26 protein-coding genes are annotated in these 26,382 nt (G+C 65.1%); 11 read left to right on the top strand and 15 right to left on the bottom strand.

All coding sequences use genetic code 11. The annotated features are described in order from the left end of the window. The first annotated feature begins 26 nt into the window (after nt 1-26). From ACVMDN_RS13115 to ACVMDN_RS13105, 3 genes are all read left to right on the top strand, one after another. A complete protein-coding gene (locus ACVMDN_RS13115; protein ID WP_141340558.1) occupies nt 27-821 on the top strand; it encodes a TetR/AcrR family transcriptional regulator in 795 nt (264 codons plus the stop codon). Next, nucleotides 751-2,307 (top strand): acyl-CoA synthetase, encoded by a 1,557-nt coding sequence (locus tag ACVMDN_RS13110; RefSeq protein ID WP_141340557.1) that lies wholly within the window; start codon nt 751-753, stop codon nt 2,305-2,307. Before ACVMDN_RS13115 ends, ACVMDN_RS13110 begins: the two co-directional genes overlap by 71 nt. A 194-nt stretch (nt 2,308-2,501) precedes the next feature. Next, on the top strand, nt 2,502-3,098 hold the full coding sequence (locus ACVMDN_RS13105; RefSeq protein ID WP_057019693.1) for a DUF2889 domain-containing protein: 597 nt from the start codon (nt 2,502-2,504) through the stop codon (nt 3,096-3,098). Nucleotides 3,099-3,208: 110 nt separating this feature from the next. Here ACVMDN_RS13105 and ACVMDN_RS13100 read toward each other — a convergent pair whose 3' ends face one another. After that, complete coding sequence (locus tag ACVMDN_RS13100) at nt 3,209-4,822, bottom strand: winged helix-turn-helix domain-containing tetratricopeptide repeat protein (RefSeq protein WP_456835182.1); 1,614 nt, start codon at nt 4,820-4,822, stop codon at nt 3,209-3,211. A gap of 79 nt (nt 4,823-4,901) precedes the next feature. Further along, nucleotides 4,902-5,165 carry a hypothetical protein gene (locus ACVMDN_RS13095; protein WP_141340556.1) on the bottom strand — a complete coding sequence of 88 codons (264 nt, stop codon included), beginning with the start codon at nt 5,163-5,165 and terminating at the stop codon, nt 4,902-4,904. A gap of 25 nt (nt 5,166-5,190) precedes the next feature. Between ACVMDN_RS13095 and ACVMDN_RS13090 the strand changes: the two genes are divergently transcribed. Next, the gene (locus tag ACVMDN_RS13090; protein WP_141340555.1) at nt 5,191-6,204 is read left to right on the top strand and encodes a methyltransferase; all 1,014 of its coding nucleotides are present in this window, start codon (nt 5,191-5,193) and stop codon (nt 6,202-6,204) included. 92 nt (nt 6,205-6,296) lie between these two features. After that, nucleotides 6,297-7,637, top strand: a complete 1,341-nt coding sequence (locus ACVMDN_RS13085) for an MFS transporter (RefSeq protein WP_141340554.1) — start codon at nt 6,297-6,299, stop codon at nt 7,635-7,637. A 16-nt stretch (nt 7,638-7,653) separates the two neighbouring features. Here the strand turns inward: ACVMDN_RS13085 and ACVMDN_RS13080 are convergent, their stop codons facing one another. Then, nucleotides 7,654-8,124 carry a carboxymuconolactone decarboxylase family protein gene (locus ACVMDN_RS13080; protein WP_141340553.1) on the bottom strand — a complete coding sequence of 157 codons (471 nt, stop codon included), beginning with the start codon at nt 8,122-8,124 and terminating at the stop codon, nt 7,654-7,656. Next, complete coding sequence (locus ACVMDN_RS13075; protein ID WP_141340552.1) at nt 8,121-8,528, bottom strand: cupin domain-containing protein; 408 nt, start codon at nt 8,526-8,528, stop codon at nt 8,121-8,123. The genes ACVMDN_RS13080 and ACVMDN_RS13075 overlap by 4 nt, the downstream gene beginning before the upstream one ends. A gap of 88 nt (nt 8,529-8,616) precedes the next feature. On the opposite strand from ACVMDN_RS13075, the gene pdxR reads away from it, so the two are divergent. Next, complete coding sequence (pdxR, locus tag ACVMDN_RS13070) at nt 8,617-10,071, top strand: MocR-like pyridoxine biosynthesis transcription factor PdxR (protein ID WP_141340551.1); 1,455 nt, start codon at nt 8,617-8,619, stop codon at nt 10,069-10,071. Here pdxR and ACVMDN_RS13065 read toward each other — a convergent pair. Beyond that, nucleotides 10,049-10,876: an SDR family NAD(P)-dependent oxidoreductase gene (locus ACVMDN_RS13065; RefSeq protein ID WP_057017274.1), complete on the bottom strand. Its 828-nt coding sequence runs from the start codon at nt 10,874-10,876 to the stop codon at nt 10,049-10,051. The two genes, pdxR and ACVMDN_RS13065, sit on opposite strands and share 23 nt — an antisense overlap. Nucleotides 10,877-11,140: 264 nt before the next feature. Between ACVMDN_RS13065 and ACVMDN_RS13060 the strand changes: the two genes are divergently transcribed. Together ACVMDN_RS13060 and ACVMDN_RS13055 are read left to right on the top strand one after the other, a co-directional pair. Continuing rightward, the gene (locus tag ACVMDN_RS13060; protein WP_141340550.1) at nt 11,141-11,494 is read left to right on the top strand and encodes a hypothetical protein; all 354 of its coding nucleotides are present in this window, start codon (nt 11,141-11,143) and stop codon (nt 11,492-11,494) included. Nucleotides 11,495-11,673: 179 nt separating this feature from the next. Next, nucleotides 11,674-12,306, top strand: coding sequence for a TerC family protein (locus ACVMDN_RS13055; RefSeq protein WP_141340549.1), 633 nt, complete (start codon nt 11,674-11,676; stop codon nt 12,304-12,306). Nucleotides 12,307-12,369: 63 nt separating this feature from the next. On the opposite strand, the gene ACVMDN_RS13050 is transcribed toward ACVMDN_RS13055, so the two are convergent. From ACVMDN_RS13050 to ACVMDN_RS13035, 4 genes are all read right to left on the bottom strand, one after another. Further along, nucleotides 12,370-13,089 (bottom strand): RraA family protein, encoded by a 720-nt coding sequence (locus ACVMDN_RS13050; protein WP_028344569.1) that lies wholly within the window; start codon nt 13,087-13,089, stop codon nt 12,370-12,372. Nucleotides 13,090-13,492: 403 nt separating this feature from the next. Continuing rightward, nucleotides 13,493-14,374, bottom strand: a complete 882-nt coding sequence (gene pssA / locus ACVMDN_RS13045; protein ID WP_057017306.1) for a CDP-diacylglycerol--serine O-phosphatidyltransferase — start codon at nt 14,372-14,374, stop codon at nt 13,493-13,495. Between the two features lie 77 nt (nt 14,375-14,451). Beyond that, nucleotides 14,452-15,150 carry a phosphatidylserine decarboxylase gene (locus ACVMDN_RS13040; RefSeq protein ID WP_141340548.1) on the bottom strand — a complete coding sequence of 233 codons (699 nt, stop codon included), beginning with the start codon at nt 15,148-15,150 and terminating at the stop codon, nt 14,452-14,454. A 53-nt stretch (nt 15,151-15,203) separates the two neighbouring features. After that, nucleotides 15,204-17,192, bottom strand: a complete 1,989-nt coding sequence (locus ACVMDN_RS13035) for an ABCB family ABC transporter ATP-binding protein/permease (protein ID WP_246786570.1) — start codon at nt 17,190-17,192, stop codon at nt 15,204-15,206. A 213-nt stretch (nt 17,193-17,405) separates the two neighbouring features. On the opposite strand from ACVMDN_RS13035, the gene ACVMDN_RS13030 reads away from it, so the two are divergent. Further along, nucleotides 17,406-18,011, top strand: coding sequence for an LOG family protein (locus ACVMDN_RS13030; RefSeq protein WP_141340547.1), 606 nt, complete (start codon nt 17,406-17,408; stop codon nt 18,009-18,011). A 160-nt stretch (nt 18,012-18,171) separates the two neighbouring features. Here the strand turns inward: ACVMDN_RS13030 and ACVMDN_RS13025 are convergent, their stop codons facing one another. The 4 genes from ACVMDN_RS13025 to cysS form a co-directional block, all read right to left on the bottom strand. Next, nucleotides 18,172-18,549 (bottom strand): VOC family protein, encoded by a 378-nt coding sequence (locus tag ACVMDN_RS13025; RefSeq protein WP_057017270.1) that lies wholly within the window; start codon nt 18,547-18,549, stop codon nt 18,172-18,174. Nucleotides 18,550-18,658: 109 nt separating this feature from the next. Continuing rightward, nucleotides 18,659-20,257, bottom strand: coding sequence for a citramalate synthase (gene cimA / locus ACVMDN_RS13020; RefSeq protein WP_141340546.1), 1,599 nt, complete (start codon nt 20,255-20,257; stop codon nt 18,659-18,661). Continuing rightward, a complete protein-coding gene (locus ACVMDN_RS13015) occupies nt 20,254-20,760 on the bottom strand; it encodes a GNAT family N-acetyltransferase (protein WP_141340545.1) in 507 nt (168 codons plus the stop codon). The genes cimA and ACVMDN_RS13015 overlap by 4 nt, the downstream gene beginning before the upstream one ends. Beyond that, entirely contained in the window at nt 20,757-22,172 is a 1,416-nt protein-coding gene (cysS, locus tag ACVMDN_RS13010; protein ID WP_141340544.1) for a cysteine--tRNA ligase, read from the bottom strand. Before cysS ends, ACVMDN_RS13015 begins: the two co-directional genes overlap by 4 nt. Nucleotides 22,173-22,466: 294 nt before the next feature. Between cysS and ACVMDN_RS13005 the strand changes: the two genes are divergently transcribed. Beyond that, nucleotides 22,467-22,790, top strand: coding sequence for a hypothetical protein (locus tag ACVMDN_RS13005; RefSeq protein WP_076826458.1), 324 nt, complete (start codon nt 22,467-22,469; stop codon nt 22,788-22,790). Nucleotides 22,791-22,933: 143 nt separating this feature from the next. After that, the gene (locus ACVMDN_RS13000) at nt 22,934-24,100 is read left to right on the top strand and encodes a DUF2865 domain-containing protein (protein ID WP_076826456.1); all 1,167 of its coding nucleotides are present in this window, start codon (nt 22,934-22,936) and stop codon (nt 24,098-24,100) included. Nucleotides 24,101-24,107: 7 nt separating this feature from the next. On the opposite strand, the gene ACVMDN_RS12995 is transcribed toward ACVMDN_RS13000, so the two are convergent. Both ACVMDN_RS12995 and ACVMDN_RS12990 read right to left on the bottom strand, forming a co-directional pair. Further along, nucleotides 24,108-25,859: an NAD+ synthase gene (locus ACVMDN_RS12995; RefSeq protein ID WP_057017264.1), complete on the bottom strand. Its 1,752-nt coding sequence runs from the start codon at nt 25,857-25,859 to the stop codon at nt 24,108-24,110. A 149-nt stretch (nt 25,860-26,008) separates the two neighbouring features. After that, nucleotides 26,009-26,362, bottom strand: coding sequence for a diacylglycerol kinase (locus tag ACVMDN_RS12990; RefSeq protein WP_028334253.1), 354 nt, complete (start codon nt 26,360-26,362; stop codon nt 26,009-26,011). Nucleotides 26,363-26,382 lie beyond the last annotated feature (20 nt).

Here is a 26,382-nt window from a genome sequence, read left to right as displayed (position 1 = left end):
GAGTCAATGCGACAACAGCCGACGCGATGGACGCCCACTCCCCCTCTTCCAGCAACGAGTCGCCATGGCTGCCATTCGAAAGCCGGCGCCGCGCCCGCGACGAGAAGCGCGAGGCAGTGCTGCGCACGGCCGTAGCCCTGTTCCTTGAACAGGGCTATCACCGTGCCACGCTGAACGACGTCGCCAAGCGGCTCAACATCACCAAGCCGGCGCTCTACAACTACTTCCGCGGCAAGGACGAGATCCTGTTCGAGTGCTGGTCGATCGGCAATGAGCTGGTCGACGAATGCATTGCCGAGACGTCGGCGGGCGGCGGCTCGGGGCTCGACAAGCTGCGCAAGCTCACCGTCCGCTATGCCGAGCTGATGACCGCGGACTACGGCAAGAGCCTGGTCCGCTTCGACATCCGCGATCTCAGCGAGGACAACCGCAAGATCGTGCAGACTGCCAAGCGGCGGATCGACCGCGCCTTCCGCGACTATATCGCACAGGGCGTCGAAGACGGTTCGGTGAAACCGTGCGACCCGAAGCTCGCGGCTTTCGCCATTGCCGGCTCGCTGAACTGGATCGGCCACTGGTTCCAGCCGGGCGGCGAGCTGAGCGGACGTGCCGTCGCTGAGGAATTCGCGATCCGCCTCACCGAAGGCATCGCCAAAACAACAACGCAAATGACATCAACGCGCAAGACAACGGCGCACGAGAAGGCGGACAAACCGCCTCGCAAGGGAAACGCATCAAGGGAGGAGACGAGTGAACATCACGCACGGACTGCGGCGCGCGCTGCAGGTCAATCCAAACGGGCTCGCGGTCGTCTGCGGTGAGCGGCGGCGCAACTGGCGCGAGGTCGGCGAACGCGTCGCCCGCCTCGCCGCCGCGATCCGCGGCCTCGGCGCCCAGGACGGCGACCGCGTCGCGATCCTGTCGCTGAACTCCGACCGCTATCTCGAGCTCTACCTCGCCGTCGGCTGGGCCGGCGCCGTGATCGTGCCGCTCAACATCCGCTGGTCTTCGATCGAGAACGAGGACGCGCTGCGCGACTGCCGCGCAACGATCCTGTTCGTCGACAGGGCGTTTGCGCCGGTCGGCACGGCGCTGGCAGGCGCCGTCCCCGGCCTGCGGCTGGTCTATGCCGACGAGGGCGACACGCCTGCCGGCATGGAGAATTACGAGACGCTCATCGCGCGCAGCGCGCCTGTTCCGGATGCGATGCGCAGCCGCGACGACCTTGCCGGCATCTTCTACACCGGCGGCACCACCGGCCGCTCCAAGGGCGTGATGCTGAGCCACGGCAATCTGATGGCCAACGCGCTCAACGCGCTCGGCGAAGGCCTATGGCCGAGCAGCACGATCTATCTGCATGCGGCGCCGATGTTCCACCTCGCCAATGGCGCGGCGATGTATTCGGTGCTGCTGTCCGGAGGATCCAACGTCGTAATCCAGGGCTTTACGCCTGACGGCGTCGCGGCCGCCGTGCAGAAGGAGCGCATCACCGACGTGCTGCTGGTGCCGACCATGATCCAGATGTTCGTCGATCACCCGACGCTCGGCAATTACGACCTGTCGTCCTTGAAGCGGATCTCCTACGGCGCCTCCGTGATCAGCGACGCCGTGCTGATGCGCGCCATGAAGGCGCTGCCGCATGTCGAGTTCACGCAAGCCTACGGCATGACCGAGCTGTCGCCGATCGCGACCCTGCTGCACTGGAAGGAGCATATCGGCGACGGCCGCGCCAAGGGACGGCACCGCGGCGCCGGCCGCGCCACGCTTGGCGCCGAGGTCAGGATCGTCGATGCGGAGGACAAGCTCGTGCCGACGGGTACCGTCGGCGAGATCGCGGTGCGCGGCGACATGGTGATGATGGGCTATTGGGAGCGGCCGGAGGAGACCGCGCGCGCCGTGATCGACGGCTGGATGCACACCGGCGACGGCGGCTACATGGACGAGGACGGCTTTGTCTACGTCGTCGACCGCGTCAAGGACATGATCATCTCCGGCGGCGAGAACGTCTATTCGGCCGAGGTCGAGAACGCGCTCGCCCAGCACGCGGCGGTGGCGCAATGCGCCGTGATCGGGATCCCGAGCGAACGCTGGGGCGAGCAGGTTCACGCCGTCGTGGTGATGAAGAGCGGCGCCAGCGCCACGCCGGAAGAGCTGATGGAGCACTGCAAGATGCTGATCGCCGGCTACAAATGCCCGCGCAGCGTCGACATCACCGCGACGCCGCTGCCGCTCTCCGGCGCCGGCAAGATCTTAAAGCGCGAGCTGCGCAAGCCGTATTGGGAGAACCGCGAACGGCGGGTGAGCTGAGGGATAGCTCTCAACGTCACCCCCGTCATTCCGGGGCGATGCGAAGCATCGAACCCGGAATCTAGAGATTCCGGGTCTGGCGCTAACGCGCCATCCCGGAATGACGATGTCTCATGACGCCATTCGACCGCGAGCGTTGACATCGGAGCGCACGGCCGATTGGATCAGCTCTAGATTCAATCCAGCGAGTTCCGATGTCCGCACCCGATACCAATGCCGACGGCAAGCCCCGCCGCCTGATGCACCGCCGCTCCGTCGAATGTCTCGGCTATCTCCGTGACGACGGATTGTGGGAAGTCGAGGCGCAGCTGGTCGACACCAAACCCTATGCCCGACAGGACAAGCATCGCGGGCTGCAGCAGCCCGACGATCCCGTGCACGACATCCGCCTGCGGCTCGCGGTCGACGACAGTTTTACGATCCGCGAGACCGGCACCACGATGGCCTCAACGCCCTACCCGTCCTGCCTCGACGTCGAGGGCATCTTGCAGCGCCTGGTCGGCGAACGCATCGGCAAGGGCTGGCGCGAACTGGTCCGTCGCAAGATTGGCAAGCTCGAAACCTGCACCCATCTCGCCGAGCTGCTGGGTCCCGCGGTGACGACGCTGTTCCAGACCGCAACCTCCGGCAAGGACCCGCAGGGCCGCGGCGCGCTCGATCACCAGCGCGATGTCACCGAGCCGCCATTCTTCGTCGGCGGCTGCTATTCATGGCGGCTGGATGGGCCTGTCGTCGCCGAGACCTTTCCGCAGTTCGCGCAGAAGCCTGTCGAGGCGAAGCCGGGTTCGTGAGCGGTGCCCCGCCGCTGGCCAAGGCGAGTGCATGGTGCGCCGCTGCTGGAGCTCAAATGCAGCTCCTCGTCGCAGCTCTATCCCATTCACGCAGATGATCGAACGCGGCACTAGCTCTCCGGCACGCCGGCCATGCGCATTCCCTCATAAAAGCGCTTACGCTTGGCGAGCCATACCGGATTGTCGGACAGGAAGACGACATTGACGTCGTATCGACGAATGCTGAAGTTGGGATCGAGCGCCAGTCCGGCTTTGGCACTGGATCGTGCTTCCTCGAGGTCTCCCATCATGGCCAACGCGCCAGCCAAGTGAAAGTGAGCGAGCGCAAAATTGGGATTAGCCTCAATGCTCCGGCGAAGCCAGTCCAGCGCCTCGAGGTCTGCATTGGTGCAGGACATCAACTTGGCCATCCCGACAACCATGATCCAGAGAAAGGCACGCGTATCGCGAGGGGACAGTCGTAACGCCTCTTGAATATGCCCCTCGACTTCCTCACCACGCCCCAGCGCATGCTTCCCGAGGCCAATAAACCCATGCGCATCGGCCAAATTCCGATCGAGCGCCAGCGCCTGGCGACATTCAGCGATACCCTTTGCAGCGCGGTGCGTCCGAATTTGAACCGCGCCGAGCAACATGTGGGCTCTGGGGTGATTGGGCGCACGCAACAACACGCCATTCAGCGCCTTCTCCGCGGCCCTGAAATATGCCGGTCCGTCATCGGCCATGGAGGAAGAACCGATCGCAAAATCGACCTGAGCCGCGGCAACCGCTGCTTCAATATTGTCGGGATCAAGCGCGAGGGCGCGCATGAAGAAATCCCTTGCTCGCGCCATAACCGCTGGCGCTATTCCTTTATTCAGGACAGCCCTGCCCTGAAAATAGAGATCCATCGCGTCCGGCTGGGGCAACCGTTCTGCCCGTCGTGCTTCGGCCTTGATAAGCTCGGCGTTCAATGTATTGGCGAGCCGGGATACGATCTCATCCTGCATGTCCAGCAAGTCGGCAGCGGGCTTGTCGAAGCGCTCGGCCCACACATGGGCTCCGGTTTCCGTGTCAGTCAACTGAACGTTCAGGCGAAAGCGATTGCCGCCGCGTTGCACCGACCCTTCCAGCGCGTAACGGACATTCAATTCGCGACCGATCTCCCTCACGTCCACCGCCTTTCCCTTGAAGGTGAACGCAGTGCCCCGGCCGATGACGAACGCGCCGGCGATGCGCGACAGGTCGGTAGTCAGACTGTGAGTCACGCCATCGACAAAATATTCCTGCTCCAGATCGCCGCCAATATTTGTGAATGGTAGAACAACAATGGACAGGTGTGGGACCGAAGATGAACCCGCTGGCCTTCCGGCGTTGTCCGGCATCGACGAGGTCGTGACACTGGCAGAAGCCGGGCGGTCGGCCTGCTCGCCATCCACGACCAGCATGTAGCCGCGGCGAGGCAAGGTTCTCAGGGCCAATCGGCCCGCCCCTCCCAAGGCCTGCCTGATGTCGCCGATGGCCTGGACAAGCGGGTCTTCCGTGACCTCGCAGTCCGACCAGACCTCATCCAATATCTCGTCCTTATGCACCAGGCGCCCGACACGTTGCGCGAGGAGCCGCAGCACCGCCCAGGCTTGAGGACGCAACGGCACGATGTCGCCGCGCCCGTCGAGCAGCAATTCGCGGGCCAGGTCCAAGGTCCGGTCGCCGATCACAATCGAAGGCTGCGATGACTTAAGCAAGAACGCCTCGTTGGGCCATTTCGGAAAATATCGGCAGAATATCGGCGAGGTTTCGGGACCTGGCGGCAATTGTACAGCATCATCTTGCGGCGCGGGATAGCAAAACCGTCCCGAGCAGCGATCCACCAAAAGCGGTCAGCGCCAGGCAGGCCTCCATGATCAGTTCTGTCATCCATACTGCGCTAAGTATTTCAGGTTTCAACCCTTCCCCGGTTGCGGGGACGGACCGGCGATGCGGCCCCGGCGTCAGCGACACCGAGATCAGGATCGGCCAATCAATGCCGCGCAGCGCGCCGCCTTCGAGCCTGAGCAGGTTTGCCCGGGAGTGCTGGACCGGCACCAACGAGCAACATGAGGGGGAATGATCGATGGCCTCTGTCCAAGCATCCGCAAGATTGCTGCACCTTATTCAGTCGCAGCGCGTGACCGCGGTCATCTACGTCGCCGCGAAGCTGGGGATCGCCGAGCTCCTGCGCGATGGATCGCGGCCCCTTGGCGAACTCGTCGAGGCAACCGGCGCGAACAAGCAGGCGCTCCGCCGCCTGCTGACCGCGCTTTCGACCATAGGCATTTGCACGGTCGCTGAAGAGCAATACGCATTGACCGAACTGGGGACTTGCCTTGACGGGGCCGCAACCCAGTCCCTCAAGAACTGGACGATCTTTGAAGGCCAGTTTCTGACCGAATCGTGGACCGGGCTACAGGACTCGATCATGACCGGCAAGACCGCCGCGCAACTGCTTGGCCATGAAAACAGCTTTGATCTCATGGCGCGCGATCCGGAGATGGTCAACATATTCAACGCAGCGATGATGGAGGGGACGCGTCTGGCGATTCCGGATATCCTGGGGGCCTACGACTTCGGTGCGTTCGCTCATCTCATGGATGTCGGCGGCGGCTCCGGCGAACTCGTTGGCGCCATAGCCGGGCAACATCCGCATATCCGAGGGACTATTTTCGACCTTCCGCGCTGCGCCGAATCCACGACTGGCCACCTGAGGCGCAGCGGGCTCAGTGATCGCGTCGAATTCATGGCTGGCGATTTCTTCCAGACGATTCCATCGATCGCGGATGCCATCGTCATGAAGAACATCATTCACGATTGGAGCGATGAGCGCAGCATGGTCATCCTCGCAAACTGTCGAAGGGCGCTCCCCGGAGGGGGCGTGCTCCTGCTTATCGAACGGATCGTGCCGGAATTCCCGAGCGTAAGCGATGCGCACAGGGAACAGACGCTGACCGATCTGCTCATGCTTCGCGGGCCTGGCGGTCTCGAAAGAACGGAAAAGCAGTACGCTTGGCTGTTTCGCGAATCCGGCTTTACTCACACCGCGACCTATCCGGCCGGGCGTCTCAGCGTCATCGAGGCAAAGGTCACCTGAGCTTTCGAGGTCAGACCATTACTCCCGCGCAATGGAGCAGCGACTGGTTCGAAGGACATCATAGGCAAAAGCATACTTTGGAAGGAACAAGAATGCATCTGCCTGCTGCAAGCAAGTCGTCGTCGCCGATATTGGAGAACCCGGCGTACAAGGCCGTGTTCGCCAAGGTCGACTGGCGCCTTATACCTTTGCTACTGATCGCCAGCATGGTCGCCTTTCTCGACCGCATCAACATCGGCTTCGCACAGCTTCAGATGAAGCAGACACTACCGTTTGATGATGCAGTCTACGGGCTCGGCGCGGGCATCTTCTTCGTCGGATATTTCCTGTTTGAGGTGCCCAGCAATCTTCTTCTGGAAAGGATCGGCGCGCGCAAGACTCTGTTGCGGATCATGGTGCTCTGGGGATTGGCGGCGACCGCCATGATGTTCGTATCGACGCCGCTCCAGTTCTATGCGGCGAGGTTCTTCCTTGGTGTCTTTGAGGCCGGCTTCGCCCCGGGCGTGCTGCTGTACTTGACATACTGGTACCCGTCGGTGAGGCGCGGGCAGGTCATCGCGATCCTCGCGTCGGCGCCCCCCATTGTGATGTTCATCGCTGGTCCGCTGTGTGGTTCGATCCTGAAGTATTTCGACGGCGTCAGCGGTCTTTACGGCTGGCAATGGCTGTTTCTGATCCAGGGGTTGCCCGCGCCAATCCTCGGCGTTCTCGTGTATTACCTGCTCAAGGACAAGCCGTTCCAGGCCGCGTGGCTCTCGAAGGGGGAGAAGGCGCTGCTGGACGATGCTTTACAGCATGACGAAGAGAACATCGTGAAGGCGACCTCGGGGACGTTCCGGCAGCTGCTGCGAGACCCGAAGGTCTACCTGTTGTCGCTGGCCTGTTTTTGTCTGCTGGGCGCCAACTACACGATGGTATTCTGGATGCCGACCCTGATCCATAGCTGGGGAGTAAAGGATCCGCTACTGGTCGGCGTCTATCACGCAGTAGCCAACGCTGCGGGTATCGTCTGCATGATCCTGATCGGTCGTCATTCGGACAAGCGGCATGAGCGCCGCTGGCACTATGCGACCTGCGTCACGATTGCCGCCGGCGGCTTGTTCTTTCTCATGTTGCTCCACGGCACTTTTGTTGGTTCGATCCTGGCTCTCTCCTTCGCCGTCATCGGGTTTGTATCAGCGCCGCCGCTCTTCTATGCATTGACCAGTGAGTATCTCTCAGCGGGCGCGGCGGCCGGCGGCCTTGCCCTCGTCACCAGCCTCGGAAATCTCGGTCCGGCGGTAAGCCCGTCGATCACCGGGTTCATCGTGCGGAACACCGGCGACAACATCTATGGCATGTACTTCGTCATGGCGCTGTACTTGCTCTCCGGCGCACTCCTGCTGCTGAGCATGCGGCCCGCAACGAATGAGTTGCTTCCGTCCAGGAGTTGACCCATTCCTGCCAAGATCAAGCCGCCGCAGCGGAATGCTCGACCACAGCCTGCGGCGGGTTGCGGAAGCCGATTGCGATGCGGTTGTAGGTGTTCATCAGGCCGATCGCGATGGTCAGGTCGACCAGTTGCTTCTCGTTGAACACCTCGCGGGCCGCCTGGTAATCGGCTTCCGGAATCGCGGTCTCCGCCACGCGGGTGACGGTTTCGGCCCAGGCCAGCGCGGCGCGCTCCTCGGCGTCGAACAGCGCCTCGGCCTCGCGCCAGACCTGCAGCACCGCAAGCTTCTCGACCTTGACGCCCATCTTCAGCAGGCTGCGGGTATGCGAGTCCAGGCAATAGGCGCAGCCGTTGATTTGCGATATCCGCAGATAGACCAGTTCGACGAGCTGCGCGGAAAGCCCGCTTTGCGTGATGTAGCCATAGACGCCGCCGAGCGCCTTGATGCCCGCTGGCGCGACCTTGTTGTAGTCGATCCGCATGCTCATTGCTTGTGTCCTTCCTTGTCGAACACAGTCAGCGCCTTGTCGTTGCTGTCGACGACGAACACCGCAAGCAGCTTCGCCGGTTCGGTCGCGCTCGCGTTGCGCCCGAGCACGTGATGCGCGCCGGGCGGCTCGAAGAAGCTGTCGCCGGCCCGATAGACATGCGCGGCCTCGCCTTCCAGCTGGCTCTCGATCGCGCCCTGGAGCACGTAGACATAGAGAAACGCCGATTTGGCGTGATGATGCGGCGCCGACGGCTCGCCGGGCGGAAAGTTGACCTCCACCGCGATCAGCGACTTGCCGGGAATGTTCGTGATCATATGCTCGAATTTCGGCGTCACCGATTGCGCCATCGCCGGAGTCGCAAGGGCCGCGCAGGCCAGCAGCGTTGTCATCAAGGTCTTCATCTCGTGCCTCCATCGCTACCGGATAGATGCGGGCACGCATGGCCAAAAAGAAGCACCAAGAATGAACCGAATTGGTGTACCACGGGCCATGCCCAACCCGCTTCCCATCGCGCTCGACCGGTCGGCCAGGACGCCGCTCTCCGAGCAGATCCGCAAGGCGATCGCGGCGGCGATCGACAAGGGCGTGCTGGTGCCGGGCGCCCGGCTGCCATCGTGGCTCGACCTTGCCGCGCAGCTCGGCGTTGCGCGCGGCACCGTGCGGGCGGCCTATGACAAGCTGTCGGACGCCCAGCACATCGTGTCGTCGAAGGCGGGCGGCACCACCGTCGCGAGGCGGCCCAGGAAGGCCGCCAAGCCCGATGCGCCGGTCGCTCCCGGATCGGTCGTGGAGATGTTTCGCGATCTGAGCGGTCAGGGACACTTCCGGATGGGCGTCCCCGCGCAGGATAGCCTCCCCGCCAAGCTGCTGGCGCGAATCCGCGCGCGCGCCGTCCGGGCGGAATTGAGCGCGGTGATGCGCTATGTCGATCCACGCGGCGAGCTCGAATTGAGACGCGAGATCGCGGCGCATCTCGCGATCGCGCGCGGGCTCGAATGCTCGCCCGCGCAGATCGTCATCACCTCGGGATTCAGCGGAGGACTCGGCCTCGCGATGCGCGTGCTCGGCCTCGAAGGCCGCCGCGCGTGGATGGAAGACCCGGGATTTCCATTGACGCGAAAGGGCCTCGAGCTCGGCCGGCTGGAGGTCGTCCCGATCCCCGTCGATGCCAACGGCATCGATGTCGAGCACGGTCTCAAGCACGCCCCCGACGCGGCGCTCGCGGTCGTGACCCCGGGCCAGCAGGCGCCGCTCGGCCCGCCGCTGTCGCCGCAACGTCGCGCGCAGCTGCTCGACTGGGCCGCCCAAACCGGAGCCTTCATCATCGAGGACGACTATCTCGGCGAATTGCAGCTCAATGGCCGTGCCGCGCCGGCGCTCGCCTCGCTCGATCGCGCCGGCCGGGTGATCCATCTCGGCTCCTTCAGCAAGACGATCTCGCCGACGCTGCGCCTCGGCTTCCTGGTTGCGCCAGAGCCATTGGCGGCGCAGTTCGCCGATGTCGCGACGTGCCTGGTCCCCGCTCCCGGCCCAGCGGTGCAGCTGTCCACCGCGGAGTTCATGCGCGACGGTCACTACATCCGCCATCTCAGGCGAACCAAGCGGGCCTATTGCGACAACCGCGATGCGCTAACGACGGCGCTACGGAGCTGGAGCAACGACGTGCAGGTTGCCGGCCTCGCCGTCATGCTGACGCTGCCGGACAAGACCGCCGATGTCGAGATCGTCAGGGCACTGCTCGCGCACGGGCTGGCGCCCGCCCCGCTCTCGCCCTGGTATTTCTCACCGAAGCGCGCGCAGCCGGGTCTCTTGCTCGGCATTGCAACGGTGCCGGATCGCGGCGTTCCGGCCGCATGCAAGCGCCTGTTCGAGGCGATCCGCACCCAAGGTCGCGTCCAAAGTGCGCCGGTCTCGCGCCGGATCAGGAAGCCCGCAGCCCGGTGAGCGTCAGGCTCAACGCCTTGAGCCGCTTGCGCGCCTCGGCGTCATAGGCCTGGGCATGGGCGCGCGCCTCGCGCTTGCCGTCGAAGAACAGCCCGCTCCGGCCTGCCACATCGTCGTCCTGGACCAGACGCAGGATGGCATCACCGCCCTGCTCGACGGTCGAGATCGGCGTCGCGCCGCTGGCGCGCACCATGGTGGTGTTCATGTAGGTCGCGGGGTGCAGCGAGTTGACGGTCACGCCGGAGCCTTCCAGCTCCGTGGCCAGGTCGATGGTGAACATGATCTGCGACAGCTTGCTCTGCGCATAGGCGCGCGCACCGCTGTAGTTCTTCGTGATCATCACGTCACCGAAATCGATCGGGTGCTGGCCGAGCGACGCGACATTGACGATGCGCGCCGGCGCGCTCGCCTTGAGCCGCGGCAGCAACAGATGCGCGAGCAGGAAGCCGGCGAGATAGTTGACCGCGAAGCGCAGCTCGTGGCCGTCCTTGCTGGTCTGCCGCGCCGGCCCCTCGTTTTGCGAACCGATGCCCGCGTTGCTGACGAACACATCAAGGCGTTCCTGGTCGTCGAGCACCAGCTGGGCGAACTCGCGGACCTCGGCGAGCGAGGACAGATCGGCCTGGTAGAACATCGGCTCGCGGCCGCTGAGGCGCTTGATCTCGTCGGCGAGCGTCTGCGCCCGCTTGGTATCGCGGCCGTGGATCAGGACCCGGGCGCCAGCCGACGCCAGCTTCATCGCGACGTAGCGGCCGACGCCGTCGGTGGAACCGGTGATCAGCACCGTCTTGCCTGCCATATTCATCGAAATTGCCTTTCGATCGTTCGCCCAGCGCTGCCAGCAAAGATAAAGGCGCCGCGCGGACTTTGCCATGGCATGCCACCACGCCGGCGGCGCCAAAATGGCGTCCAAGATCACCCCCCCCCCGGGGCTCGGGCCTTCTCCGGAACCGCATACGTACATCTTGTCGCGCGGCCGGCGGTCGCGCGGCGCCGCGTCGCGCGTCAAGGAGATCGCGTTCTGATATCCTCGACGTGAACGACAAGTCAGGATCGGTAAAGGACCGGAATGTCCTCGATCATTCCAGAAACGATGCTGCGAAAGACTCCCTCTCTGGAGCCGTTCGGCATGCTGCTGTTGTTCGGCGCGCTGACCGCGCTGCCGATCGTCCTGACGCTCCGTCTGGTTGAGCCTGCACTCGTGCTGCCCGTTCTCAGCCTGTTGTTGTTCGTCCAGGCAGCCGTTGCTGCGATTGCGGCGCGCGTGATCCACGCGCGCTCAACCGTGGCGAACCTCACGCTGTGGGATTTTGCCGGCGCGTTCACCTTCATGGGGTGCGCAGCGGCGATCCTCGGCGAACCGGATCAGGCGGCGCTGTTCTTCGAGGAAGAAGCAGCAATGCGTCCGGTGTCACGACCGTAATCCCAGGCCGGGCCCCTCTGGCAGCCACAAGCTGCGATGTCGGACTGGAACTCAGTTGGAGTGGCCCTGCTTCGACCCGCGACGCGGATAAGCGTCGCGGTGGATTTGCCGTCCGCATGACGGCAAGAGCCGGTTTCGTCGAAAGGGTCCGCTCCCCGACCTCAAGGGGAACATGACCCATGTCCGAACTATTTTCGCCCGAGTTGTTTTCACTCGACGCCCTCAGCGCATTGCTGCAGGTCGTCGTCATCGACCTCGTGCTGGCCGGTGACAACGCCGTCGTGATCGGCCTTGCCGCGGCCGGCCTGCCGGAGAAGCAGCGCGGCAAGGCGATCCTGATCGGCATCGGTGCCGCGACACTGCTGCGCATCCTGTTCGCCCTGGTCACCACGCAGCTGATGCAGATCGTCGGCCTGCTGCTGGCCGGCGGCATCCTGCTATTGTGGGTGTGCTGGAAGATGTGGCGCGAGCTGCGCGCCGACGCGCACGAGACCACGGCCGAACACGCCGATGGCGCAAAGGGCCAGCGCAAGACGCTGTGGCAGGCCACCACGCAGATCATCGTTGCCGACGTCTCGATGTCGCTCGACAACGTGCTGGCGGTCGCGGGTGCGGCGCGCGAGCAGCCGATCGTGCTGGTGTTCGGCCTCGCGCTCTCGATCGCGATGATGGGCGCGGCGGCCTCCGTCATCGCGCGGCTGCTGCAGAACCACCGCTGGATCGCCTATGTCGGACTCGCCGTGATCCTCTATGTCGCCATCGACATGACGGTTCGCGGGGCGAACGAGATCGCGAAGGTGGCTCCGGCCTGACACCGAAAGCAAAACGGCGGGCCCTCCGGCCCGCCGCTCTGCAAATCGACAACGCGTGCTGCCTCAGTGGATCTCCGCCGAACGCTTCAGCGCGTCCTTCAGCTTCTCCAGTGAGAAATCCTTGCTGCGCGCGATGTCCAGGATCGGGGTCTCGCGGCGGCCGCAGAGTTCGGCGGCCTCGGGCAGCTTCGCCGCGACCTCATAGGGGATCACGATGGCGCCGTGGCTGTCGGCGTGGATCAGATCGTCGGATCGCACCGTCATGCCGGCGACGCGGACCTCGCCGCCAAAGCTCTCGGCATGCACCCAGGCGTGCGACGGGCCGATCGAGCCGGCCAGCGCCTGGAAGCCCGGCGCCCATTGCGGGATGTCGCGGATCGAGCCGTCGGTGATGACGCCGAGGCAGCCGAGCGCCTTGTGCACGTTGCTCTGCACCTCGCCCCAGAACGCACCATAGCCGACGTCCGGGCCGTCGATGTCCTGGATGACAGAGATGCGCGGGCCGAAGCCGGTGCCGACATATTCGTAATATTCGATGCGGCGCTTCGACTGCTCCTCGGCCGAGAGGCCGGATTTCAGCACCGAGCGGATCGTCGTGGTGCGGGCGTAGCCGACCATCGGCGGCAGCGTCGGGAACGGGCAGACCAGCGGCTTCACGGTGTAGCCGATCAGACGGCGCTCCGGCGCGACGATCTCCATCGCGTTGCAGATCGTCGGCGTGTCGTAGCGCGCCAACGCTTCAAGGACGGAAGCAGGAAGCGGGGCGGAAGCGGATGTCGTCACGGCGTTTCTCTCCTGATTTTTGGCGTCAGATCATGATGCGTTTCCAGGGAAACGCATCATGATCTCATTTCTTTGTTTGAGCATGATCTTTTCGGAAAACCGGTCTCCACTTTTCCGGATCATGCTCGAGCGGGCCGTCTCAGCCTATAGCCGAGATCGCAGGCGAACCCAACCGAGGCACGCTCATGGCTGATATTTGCTGGAATGAAACCACTCTATCACCGTCACCCCCGCGCAACGGCGAAGCCGTTGTCGCTGGAGGTGGCCGCTTCTTCAGCGGCCCTCGAAGGGTCGACGGCCCCAATCTCGGAGCCGGGCCGTACATCCTTCGAGGCTCGCCCGGCGGCGCAATTGCGCCGCAAGGCTCGCACCTCAGGATGACGGTCGACTACCGAGGGCGCACTCAGTGCAGATGCGTCGGACGATCGTCGTGGTCACTCTCCGCGACCGGCGCCGTATAGGGAGCAGCGGCCTGCGCCGCCACCGGCGCGCCCGCAGCTTGCGTCTGCGCGGCAAGCTGGCGCTCCTGGTCGCGGTAGGACTTCCAGCCCCAGGGCAGGCTGATCAGATAGAGCACCGAGCCCGCCGACAGGATGTGCCAGGGATAGCCGATCAGCAGCGCGACGATGAACACCACCGACACGAACACCGGCAGCACCATTTCCGGCGGCACGCGCATCTTCACGGTCTTGCCGGAGAACACCGGCAGCCGCGACACCATCAGGAAGGCGATCAACAGCGTGTAGAACGCCGTCAGCGTCGCCGGCGGCATCGGCACGCCGAGGAAGGCGAGATAGATCGGCAGCAGCACGGTGATCGCACCGGCCGGCGCCGGCACGCCAGTGAAATAGTTGGCGGCAAACGCCGGCTTGTTCGGATCGTCGATCGAGGCATTGAAGCGCGCAAGCCGCAGGCCGCCGGAGATCGCGAACACCATCGCGGCGATCCAGCCGCCATTGTTCAATTCATGCAGCTGCCAGAAATACAGGATCAGGCCCGGCGCGACGCCGAAATTGACGAAGTCGGCGAGGCTGTCGAGCTCCGCGCCGAATTTCGACTGGCCCTTGATCATGCGCGCGACGCGGCCATCGATGCCGTCGAGGATCGCGGCGAACACGATGGCGGCGACCGCCAGCTCCATCCGCCCTTCCGTCGACAGCCGGATCGCGGTCAGCCCGGCGCAAATCGCCAGCAGCGTGATCATGTTCGGCACCAGCATCCGCACCGGGATCGGGCGGAACCGGCGGCGGCGATACTCGGTGGAATTCGGATCGAATGGCGTCATGGCCTGATGAATATAGCAAGCGCCGTCCGGCTCCGCCATTGCGGCGGGAACCGGCTGATGGGGCTGGCGAAACAGAGTTAATCGGCGCGGTAAGTCCGGCCCGGATCGGCGTTGCGGAAATCCGCCAGAATCGTCTCGCCGGCGACCGCGGTCTGCCCCTCCGAGACCAGCGCCTTGGTGCCCTCGGGCAGATAGACGTCGAGCCGCGAGCCGAAGCGGATCAGGCCGAAGCGCTCGCCGGCGCCGATCGACTGGCCCTCCTTGACGAAGCAGACGATGCGCCGCGCCACGAGGCCTGCGATCTGGACCACGCCAATGCGCCCGTTGGAGGTCGAGATCACGAGCGAATTGCGCTCATTGTCCTCGCTCGCCTTGTCGAGCTCGGCATTGATGAAGGCGCCGGGCCGGTAGGTAATGCGGTCGATGCGGCCGACCACCGGGCTGCGGTTCACATGGCAGTTGAACACGCTCATGAATACCGAGACACGCGGCAGCGGCTTGTCGCCGAGCCCGAGCTCGGCCGGCGGCAGCGCCTGCACCACCATCGAGACGCGGCCGTCGGCCGGCGATACCACGATGCCGTCGCGCAGCGGCGTCACGCGAACCGGATCGCGGAAGAACAGCGCGCACCAGACGGTCAGCAGCGTCCCGATCCAGCCCAGCGGGGTCCAGATCCAGAACAGGATCAGGCTCGCCAGAGCGAAGCCGCCGATAAAGGGATAGCCCTCGGGGTGGATCGGCGGGATCTGCGCGCGGATGGAGTTGGCGATCGACATCAGAGCTCGCTTGCGTTTCCCCGCCCCATTTGGCGGGAGAGGCCCTAAATCGACTATTCCGCGGCGGTCGGCAAGGGTTTCTCACCCGCATCAGGGCTGGAATCCTCCGACGTTTCGGTGACCGCCGGCGGCAGCCGATTCGGCGCGGTGCCGTCGTCATCGACCTGGGCGAGCCGTTCGCGGGCCTCCTCGGCCTCGCGTTGCCGGTTCCACATGCTGGCATAGAGGCCGTCGGCGGCCAAAAGCCGCGCGTGGGTGCCGCGCTCGGCGATCCGGCCCTGGTCCAGCACGATGATCTCGTCGGCGCCGACGATGGTCGACAGCCGGTGCGCGATCACCAGCGAGGTGCGGTTGCGCGAGACCCGCTCCAGCGCGCCCTGGATCTCGTGCTCGGTGTGGCTGTCGAGCGCGGAGGTCGCCTCGTCCAGCACCAGGATCGGCGGCGCCTTCAGCACCGTGCGCGCGATCGCAACGCGCTGCTTCTCGCCGCCGGAGAGTTTCAGGCCGCGCTCGCCGACCTGCGTCTCATAGCCCTGCGGCGACATCCGGATGAAGCCGTCGATCTGCGCGAGGCGCGCCGCCTCCTCCACCTCGTCGTCGCCGGCATCCCAGCGGCCATAGCGGATGTTGTAGCGGATGGTGTCGTTGAACAGCACGGTGTCCTGCGGCACCATGCCGATCGCCGAGCGCAGCGAGGCCTGCGTCACGGTCTTGATGTCCTGGCCGTCGATCAGGATGCGGCCGCTCGAGACGTCGTAGAGGCGGAACAGCAGCCGCGAGATCGTCGACTTGCCGGCGCCGGAGGGACCGACGATCGCAACCGTCTTGCCGGCCGGCACCTCGAAGCTCAGGCCCTTGAGGATCGGCCGGTCCGCCTCGTAGGAGAAGCGGACATCCTCGAACCGCACGCTGCCGGATGACACCGCGAGCGGCTTGGCCCCCGGAATGTCCCTCACCTCGGGATCGCGCGCCAGCACGTCGAACATCTTCTCGATGTCGATGATCGCCTGCTTGATCTCGCGATAGACCATGCCCATGAAATTCAGCGGCTGGTAGAGCTGGATCATCATCGAATTGATCAGCACGAAATCGCCGACAGTGTGGGTGCCGTTGCGGATGCCGAACGCGCACATCAGCATGGTCGCGGTCAGCCCGGCGGTGAAGATGATCGCCTGCCCGGTGTTGAGCACCGCGAGCGAGGTATAGGTCTTCACGCTGGCCTGCTCGTAGCGCTCCATCGAGCGGTCGTAGCGCCGCGCCTCGCGCTCCTCGGCGCCGAAATATTTCACCGTCTCGTAGTTGAGCAGCGAGTCGATCGCCTTGGTGTTCGCCTCGGTGTCGGAATCGTTCATCCTGCGGCGGATCTCGATCCGCCACTCGGTCGCGATATAGGTGAAGTACATGAACACGACGACCGTGAGCAGCACCGCGAGCACGTAGCGCCAGTCGAACTGCCAGAGCAGCACCGCCGCCAGCAGCGCGACCTCGACGATGGTCGGGATCAGCTGCAGGATCACCATCCGCACGATGGTCTCGATGCCGGAGCGGCCGCGCTCAAGGACGCGGGTCAGGCCGCCGGTCTTGCGCTCGAGATGGAAGCGCAGCGACAGCTCATGCATGTGCACGAAGGTGATATAGGCGAGCCGCCGCACCGCATGCATGGCGACGCGGGCGAAGATGCCGTCGCGCCACTGCGTCAGCACCGCCATGATGATGCGCACCGCGCCGTAGCTGATCGTCATCAGCACCGGCGAGGCGATCAGCCAGACCACCCAGTTCGAGGCCGCGACCGGCGCCGAGCCGGTGCCGTTCAGCGCATCGATCGCCCATTTGAAGGTGAACGGCACCGACAGCGTCGCGAGCTTGGCGAACAGCAGCAGCACCACCGACCAGATCACGCGCGTCTTCAAATCGGCGCGATCGCCGGGCCAGATGTAGGGCCAGAGACGAACGAGGGTGCCGAGCAGCGTCCCCTTCTCGGCGGCCGGCGGCGTGGCCGTGGGCTGTGCGGCGCCGGTCACACTCTGTTGCGGCGGCACCATCAGGCGCCCGCCCGCGCGGCCACGGCGCGGCGCTCCGCTGCGACATCTTTTCCACGGTTTGCCATTGTGCCCGTCATATAGATCGTTTGAACGCGGCGTACAGGCTTATGACGAAAATTGTTCGCGATTCGCGGGAATTTACGGGATTTTTTGGCCCTCAATCCCCATATGGGAGTCTTGACCCTGTTTACGCTGCAGTGCCACAAGGAACGTATGAACCAAATCAAGACTGTCTGTGTTTATTGCGGCTCCGGCCCCGGTAACAATCCCCGTTTCGTTGAAGCTGCCGTCGCGCTCGGCAAGAGCTTTGCCGAAAACAACGTGCGCCTGGTCTATGGCGGCGGCTCGATCGGCTTGATGGGCGCGGTCGCGAGATCGACGCTCGATCACGGTGGCTCCGTCACCGGCATCATTCCCGAATTCCTGCGCGCGCGCGAGAACGCGTTGACTTCGGTTCAGGAGATGATCGTCACGCCCGACATGCATGAGCGCAAGCGCCTGATGTTCGAGCGCTCGGATGCGTTCGTCGCGCTGCCGGGCGGCATCGGCACGCTGGAAGAGTTGGTCGAGCAATTGACCTGGCAGCAGCTCGGCCGTCACCACAAGCCGATCCTGCTCGCCAACATCGACAATTTCTGGGAGCCCCTGCTCTCGCTTTTGAACCACATGCGCATGACCGAGTTCATCCGCCCCACGCTGCCGATCAACGTGCTGATGGCCGATCGCATCGACGAGATCCTGCCGCGGCTGCGTTCGGCGGTGGCACGCACGCCCGAGGCCGCGAAGGATCTCGCGCCCGAAGTGGCGCGGCGGCTGTAACTGTTCGCCGCACTTTCGGCTCCATGACCGTCATGCTGAGGAGGCCGCAGAGCGGCCGTCTCGAAGCACGACGGCCCCGCTGGTGGCCGTGCATCCTTCGAGACGCGCTACGCGCTCCTCAGGATGACGGGTCGAGACAAGTGCTAGCCTGAAATCCTTACTACTCGCTCGGAAACGTCACGGCCTCGATGCGGTTGCCGTCGGGATCGAGGACGAAGGCCGCATAGTAGCGCACGCGGTCGTGCGGGCGCAGGCCCGGAGGACCATCGGAGAGGCCGCCGGACGCCAACGCAGCGGCGTGGAAGGCGTCGACCTCCGCGGTAGTCTTCGCGCGCAGGCAGATATGGGTGCCGCTCTCATGCGGCACCTGCGCCATCGTGGCGCGCAGATTGATCCAGAATTCTGGATAGGCCTTGCCGAAGCCGACCGTCGCCGGCCGCGTGACGAGGCGGCTCAGGCCAAGCGCGGCCAACGTCGGCTCGTAGAACCGCGCGGCCCGTTCCAGATCGCGAACGCCGACGGAGACGTGGTCGATCATGGATACTCCCTCCCCGTTGTCATTCCGGGATGGTCCGAAGGACCAGACCCGGAATCTCGAGATTCCGGGTTCGCTGCTTCGCATCGCCCCGGAATGACGGCTCAATCACTCACGCCTGCGCGCCCGACTTCACCAGCTTGTAGAACACCGAATCCATCAGCGCCTGGAACGAGGCGTCGATGATGTTGGGCGAGACGCCGACCGTGGTCCAGCTCTCGCCGGTCTCGTCCTCGCTCTCGATCAAGACGCGCGTGACCGCCTCGGTGCCACCATTGAGGATACGCACGCGGTAGTCGATCAGCTTCAGGCCATCGATATATTTCTGGTACTTGCCGAGGTCCTTGCGCAGCGCGACGTCGAGCGCGTTGACCGGGCCGTTGCCTTCGGCGGCCGAGATCAGCCGCTCGCCGTCGACATCGACCTTCACCACCGCGAGCGCCACGGTGACGCGCTGGCCGTTGGCGTTGTAGCGCTGTTCGACATTGACGTCGAACTGCTCGACCTTGAAATATTCCGGCACCTTGCCGAGCGTGCGGCGCGCCAAGAGATCGAACGACGCGTTGGCTGATTCATAGGCGAAGCCCGCGGCCTCGCGCTCCTTCAATTCCTCGACCAGCCGCGTCAGCCGCGGATCGCTCTTGTCATAGGCGATGCCGGCACGGTCGAGCTCGGCCATCACGTTGGAGCGGCCGGCCTGATCGGACACCAGCACCTTGCGGTGATTGCCGACGGAATCCGGCAGCACGTGCTCATAGGTCTGCGGATCCTTCATGACAGCCGAGGCATGGATGCCGGTCTTGGTGACGAATGCGCTTTCGCCGACATAGGCCGCATGGCGGTTGGGCGCGCGGTTCAGCATGTCGTCGAGCGTGCGCGACACCTTCATCAGCGTCGCCAGCTTCTCCGTGGTGACGCCGATCTCGAACTTGTCGGCAAACTCCTGCTTCAGCTTCAAGGTCGGGATCAGTGAGCAGAGGTTGGCGTTGCCGCAGCGCTCGCCGAGGCCGTTGAGCGTGCCCTGGATCTGCCGCGCGCCGGCCCGCACCGCGGCGAGCGAATTGGCGACCGCCTGCTCGGTGTCGTTATGGGCGTGGATGCCGAGATGGGCGCCGGGCACCTGCTTGATGACTTCGCCGACGATGGTCTCGATCTCATGCGGCATGGTGCCGCCATTGGTGTCGCACAGCACCACCCAGCGGGCGCCGGCCTGATAGGCCGCCTTGGCGCAGGCGAGCGCGTAGTCGCGGTTCTCCTTGTAGCCGTCGAAGAAATGCTCGCAGTCGACCATCACCTCGCGGCCGAGCGCCTTCGCGGCAGCGACGCTGTCGCGGATCGAGGCGAGGTTCTCCTCATTCGTGGTCTCGAGCGCGACGCGGACCTGGTAGGCGGAGGATTTCGCGACGAAGCAGATCGCGTCCGCCTTGGCCTCGAGGATGCCGGCAAGCCCGGGATCGTTCGACGCCGAGCGGCCCGGCCGCCGCGTCATGCCGAAGGCGGTGAAGCGTGCGTGGTCGAACGCAGGCTTCTTGCTGAAGAACTCGGTGTCGGTCGGATTGGCGCCGGGATAGCCGCCCTCGACATAGTCGATGCCGAGCGCGTCGAGCATGCCTGATATCACCTGCTTGTCCTGCAGGGTGAAGTCGACGCCATTGGTCTGCGCGCCGTCGCGCAGCGTGGTGTCGAACAGATAGAGGCGCTCGCGGCTCACGCGTGGCCTCCCGGGGTCGCGACACCATCGAGCTGCTTCTGCATCGTGGTGTTGGCGAGCCACTCGTCGTTGATAGTGACCGAGTTGCGCTGCTGAGCGACGTAGCCGCGCTTGCGGAAGAATTCCAGCGCGGTGTCGCTGGCATCGACCTTCAGGGTCTTGGTGCCGCGGGCACTCGCGATCTTCTCAAGCGCATCGCACAGCGCGCTGCCGACACCCTGCCCGACCGCGCTCGGATGCACATAGAGCATGTCGATGAGATCGGCGCCCTTCAGCGAGGCGAAACCGACCGGGGCGCCCTGCAAGGTCGCGATCAGCGTGAGCTGGCCGGCGAGCTTCTTGCCGAAGGCCGCCTCGTCGTCGGCGGCCATCGCCCAGGCTTCCTGCTGCGCCTCGCTGTAGTCGTCGCCGGTCAGGTCCATGATCGAGGCCGCGAAGATCGCCGCCAGCAGCGGCGCGTCGTCGGGCAGATACGGGCGCAAGGCGGGCGCGGAGCGGCTCATCGCGCGACCTCCCAGGTGGTGATCGGCTTTCCTTCGGCATCCTTTCCGTCCTTGATCGCCACGCCCATCGCGGCGAGCTGATCGCGGATCCGATCCGACTCCTTGAAGTCCTTGCGGGCCCGCGCCGCGGTGCGCTCGGTGATCAGTGCTTCCACCGCGGCGGCATCGACACCGCTCGCCTGCTGCTTGCGGGCCTCCCACGCGGCCGCGCTCTCCGACAGGAAGCCGAGCAGCCGGAGCGAGCCGGCAAACTCCCTGCGGCTCTGTTCGCTGCTCGACGCAGCACCGCGCAGGCCGTGCAGCACGGCCATCGCCTGCGCCGTATTGAGGTCGTCGTAGAGCGCCTCGACCATCGCCGGCGACGGCGCGCCGGGATCGGCGTCGGCCGCGACCGCGTACCAGTCGTCGAGTGTCTTCGCGGCCTCCTCGGTGGCCTTGGCGGTCCAGTCGAGCGGCGAACGATAATGCGTCTTCAGCATGGCAAGCCGCAGCACCTCGCCGGGCCAATCGGCCAACAGATCGCGGATCGTGAAGAAGTTGCCGAGCGACTTCGACATCTTCTCGCTTTCGATCTGCAGGAAACCGTTGTGCATCCAGACATTGGCCATGCGGTCGGAGTGGAACGCGCAGCAGGTCTGGGCTAGCTCGTTCTCATGGTGCGGGAACACCAGGTCGATGCCGCCGCCGTGAATGTCGAACTTCTCGCCGAGATGCTTCCAGGCCATTGCCGAGCACTCGATGTGCCAGCCGGGGCGGCCCTCGACCTTGATGCCTGCGGGCGACGGCCATGACGGCTCGCCCGGCTTCGACGGCTTCCACAGCACGAAATCGGTGTTGTCGCGCTTGTAGGGCGCGACATCGACGCGGGCGCCGGCGATCATCTCGTCGAGCGAACGCTTCGACAGCGCGCCGTAACGCGGCAACATCGAATTGGCCGCGTTCATCGCCTGCGGCGAGAACAGCACATGATCCTCGGCGACATAGGCAAAGCCGCCGGCAACCAGCTTCTCGATGATGGCGCGCATCTCCGGGATGTGCTCGGTCGCGCGCGGCTGCACGGTCGGCGGCAAGCAGCCGAGCGCCGTGACGTCGTCCTGATACTGCTGATAGGTCTGCTCGGTGACCTTGCGGATCGCCTCGTTCAGCGGCACGCCGGGATAATCCCGCGCGGCGCGGACGTTGATCTTGTCGTCGACGTCGGTGACGTTGCGGACATAGGTCACGTGATCGGCGCCATAGCGATGGCGCAGCACGCGAAACAGCACGTCGAAAACGATGGCAGCGCGGCCGTTGCCGATATGGGCGAAGTCGTAGACCGTCGGTCCGCAGGCATACATGCGGACGTTTTCGGCATCGAGCGGCACAAACGGCCGCTTCTCCCGGGTCAGCGTATCGTAGAGGCGCAAATCCATGGAAACCGTTCCCTTGCGGCCGGGCGGTCCAATGCTCTCATGTGTTGAGAAAAGACGGCCTCAGCCAGCGAATCGCTAGCTCATAATCTCGCGGCAAATGCTGCAGATGGCGAGGTGGCCGTTCATGGTTCCACCATGTCTCACGGCCCCATTATTGCGTCAAGGGGCTGTTTTCGGGCAGTTAGCCACCCGCTCCGCACCGAAATCACGTCAACGCCCTCATGGTTAATCATTATTAAGGATTTGGGCGTATCCGGTCGCTTGCGGATTCCCCGCCATTTTCACTGGTGCACCATGCGGCCTGTTTCAGCATTGATTGCCTGCACGCTCTTTGTTGCTCCGTCCTTCCTTGTTTCCTCGGCCGCGCTGGCCGACAGCCGCGTCTTCATCGTCGCCAACCAGGCCGACGGCTACGGCATCGACCAGTGCCTCGCCCGCGGCGATCGCTGCGGTGCCTCCGCCGCCCGCGCCTATTGCCGGTCACGCGATTTTGCGCAGGCCACCAATTACCGCCGCGTCGATCCCGACGAGATCACCGGTGCGGGTCCGCACGCCGCGAATGAAAAATGCAACGGCAACAGCTGTGGTGAATTCGTCGCCATCACCTGCCAGCGCTGAGCCAAGCCGCTGGCCAGACGGGGTTATTGCCACACCGGCGCCCCGGAAACGACGTGACGCTGCCCCGAGAAACGGCTATTGCAGCGGCCTTGCCCGCGCGCTTTGGCGTTGATCGCCGCGCGGCGTCGTTTTAATGGCCGGATATGCCCAATAGCTCCCGTTCTCGCTTCTCCCGCTGGTTTCTGAGTTGCGCCGTGCTGGCCGGCATGTCCCTGCCCGCCACGCATGCCCTGGCGCAAGTGCCGCCCGGCCCGCCCGGTCCGGCTCCGCAAGGCGCGCCACAGCCCAATCCGCAGGCCAATCCGATGTGCGGCCGGCTCGAAGGCCAGCTGGCGGCGATCGACCGCGGCGGCGGCTCCGGCGACCCGGCCAAGGACGAGCAGATCCGCCGCTATCAGGACGCGGCAACCCGCCAGCAGGGCGAGCTCGATCGCGTGACGGCGCAGGCCCGGCGCATGGGCTGCGACAGCTCCGGATTCTTCTCGCTCTTCAACAACAATTCGGCGCAGTGCGGTCCGGTCAACACCCAGATCCAGCAGATGCGCGCCAATCTCGACCAGATCACCGCCAATCTCGAGCGGCTGCGCTCGGGCGGGCTCGGCGGCGCCGACCGCGAGAACCAGCGCCGTTCGGTCCTGACCGCTCTGGCGCAGAATAATTGCGGCCCGCAATATGCCGCGGCCGCGCGTGGCCCCGGCAACTTCCTCGAGAACCTGTTCGGCGGCGGTGGCGGCGGCAATCCCAACAATCCGCTGCCCCCGCCCGATGCGCAGTATGGCGCCCAGTCCGGGACCTTCCGCACCGTCTGCGTCCGCACCTGCGACGGCGCCTATTTCCCGATCTCGTTCGCGACCGTGCAGGCGCGCTTCGCCGCCGACGAGCAGATCTGCAAGGCGCAGTGCCCTGCCGCGGATGCCAGCCTGTTCACCTACCGAAATCCCGGCGAGGACATCAACCAGGCGGTCTCGATCAGCGGCGTGTCCTACTCGTCGCTGCCGAACGCCTTCAAGTACCGCACCGAGTTCAATCCATCCTGCTCCTGCAAGCCGGCCGGCCAGAGCTGGGCCGAGGCGCTGAAGGCGGTCGACGACAAGGCGTCCGCCGAGCAGCAGGGTGACATCATCGTCACCGAGGAGAGCGCGCGGAAGATGCAGCAGCGCGCCCAGACCAAGGCCGCCGCCGGCAAGAAGGGCGCGCCCGCAGCCGCAGCTCAACAGCAGCCCGCCGCCGCTGACGCCGCGGCACCGGCCGCGCCGGCGAGCGACGGCCAGATCCGCACCGTCGGCCCGACCTTCATTCCCAAGCGGTAAGAAGAGTTCAGCCCTCGAACGCTTCCGCCGACGCGCGCGAGGTGCGCGCCACCAGCGTCTCGTCGGGCGCCGGCAGCGCCTTGCCGAAATCGCGGAAGCGGTTGGTGATGGGATAGCGGCGGTCGCGGCCGAAGTTCTTCCGCGTCACCTTCACCCCCGGCGCCGCCTGCCGCCGCTTGTATTCGGCGATGTTGAGCAGGCGATCGACCCGGGCCACCACGTCGCGGTCGAAGCCGGCTTCGATGATGGTCGCCAGCGGCTCCTCGCGCTCCACCAGCCGCTCGAGGATCGCGTCCAGCACGTCGTAGGGCGGCAGCGAATCCTGGTCGGTCTGGTTCTCGCGCAACTCGGCGGTCGGCGGCCGGATGATGATGTTGACCGGGATCACCTCGCCTGACGGCCCGAGCGCGCCGTCCGGCTTCCAGCCATTGCGCAGGCTCGACAGGCGAAACACCTCGGTCTTGTAGATGTCCTTGATCGGATTGAAGCCGCCGTTCATGTCGCCGTACAGCGTGGCGTAGCCGACCGACATCTCCGACTTGTTGCCGGTGGTCACCACCATGGCGCCGGTCTTGTTGGAGATCGCCATCAACAGCGTGCCGCGGGCGCGCGCCTGCAAATTCTCCTCGGTGATGTCGCGGTCCAGCCCCTTGAACACCGGCGCCAGAATCGTCTCGAAGCCGTTCACGGCATCGGCGATCGGCAGGATCTCGTAGCGGATGCCGAGCGCCGCGGCGAGCTTGGCGGCATCGTCGAGCGACACCTGCGCGGTGTAGCGGAACGGCAGCATCACGCCGCGCACCTTGTCGGCGCCGAGCGCATCGACCGCGATCGCCGCGCACAGCGCCGAGTCGATGCCGCCGGAGACGCCGAGCAGCACGCCGGGAAAACCGTTCTTGCGGACATAGTCGCGCAGACCGAGCACGCAGGCCGCGTAATCGGCCTTGTCGCCCTCGAGCTGCGCCGTGATCGGCCCGTTGCAGCGCCAGCCGTCGGCGGTCTTGCGCCAGGTCAGCGTCGTGATGTTCTCCTCGAACGCCGGAAGCTGCGCCGCGACGGAAAGATCGGCATTCAGCGCGAACGAGGCGCCGTCGAAGATCAGCTCGTCCTGGCCGCCGACCTCGTTGAGATAGACCAGCGGCAGCCCGCTCTCAGTGACGCGCGCGACGACGATCGACAGCCTGAGGTCGGCCTTGTCGCGGGCATAGGGCGAGCCGTTCGGCACCACGAGAATCTCGGCGCCGGTCTCGGCGAGACATTCGACGACGTTCTCGTATTCTTCGGACTCCTCGAGCCAGATGTCCTCGCAGATCGGCACGCCGATACGCACGCCGCGCACCGTCACCGGGCCCGGCGCCGGGCCGCGCGCGAACAGCCGCTTCTCGTCGAACACGCCGTAATTCGGCAGATTGGCCTTGAAGCGCAGCGCGGCGATGCGGCCGCCGTCGAGCAGCGCGCAGGCATTGTAGAGCTTGCCGTCCTCGACCCACGGCGTGCCGATCAGCATCGCTGGGCCACCATCCCTGGTCTCGCGCGCCAGTTCCTCGATCGCGGCGCGGCAGGCCGACTGGAACGCCGGCTTGAGCACCAGATCCTCCGGCGGGTAGCCGGCGATGAACAGTTCCGACAGCACCACGAGGTCGGCGCCGTCGGCCTTGGCTTTCTCGCGCGCGGCGCGCGCCCTCGCGGCGTTGCCGGTGACGTCACCGACCGTCGGATTGAGTTGCGCCAGGGTAATCTTGATCTGTTGTTCGCTCATACGCTTAAGTTGTCCTGCACAACAGCAAACTTCAATCATCTTCCAGTCATGGTGCGATTGCAGAAATCGCGCCATGACCGGCGGGAGCTTCTTTTGAGCATGATCTGATCGGAAAACCGGTTCCCACGTTTCCGGATCATGCTCGGGAATCAGAACGCGCCCATGCGTTCGGCGAGGGCGAACAGCCAGAACAGCCCGGCCATGACGAGCGCGACGCCGACCGCGGCCGAGCCCATGTCCTTGACCCGCCCGATCTGCGGATCGTGATCCATGGTCAGGCGATCGGCTAGCTTCTCGATCGCGGTGTTGAGCAGCTCGATGACGAGCACCAGCACCACGGTCGCAACCAATTCGACCCGGCGCATCACGGTGGCGCCGACCAGCCAGGCCAGCGGCAGCGACAGCGCCAGCGCCACCACCTCCTCGCGAATCGCCTGCTCCGAGCGAATGGCGAATGCCAGCCCGTTGCGCGAGTTGATGGTGGCTCGCCAGAACCTCAGCAAGTCACGGCCCCCAAGTCCAA

The sequence above is a fragment of the Bradyrhizobium sp. USDA 4510 genome (assembly GCF_054059095.1).
The sequence above is the reverse complement of the archived record's forward strand: the minus strand, read 5'-3'. Positions and strand labels throughout refer to the sequence as shown.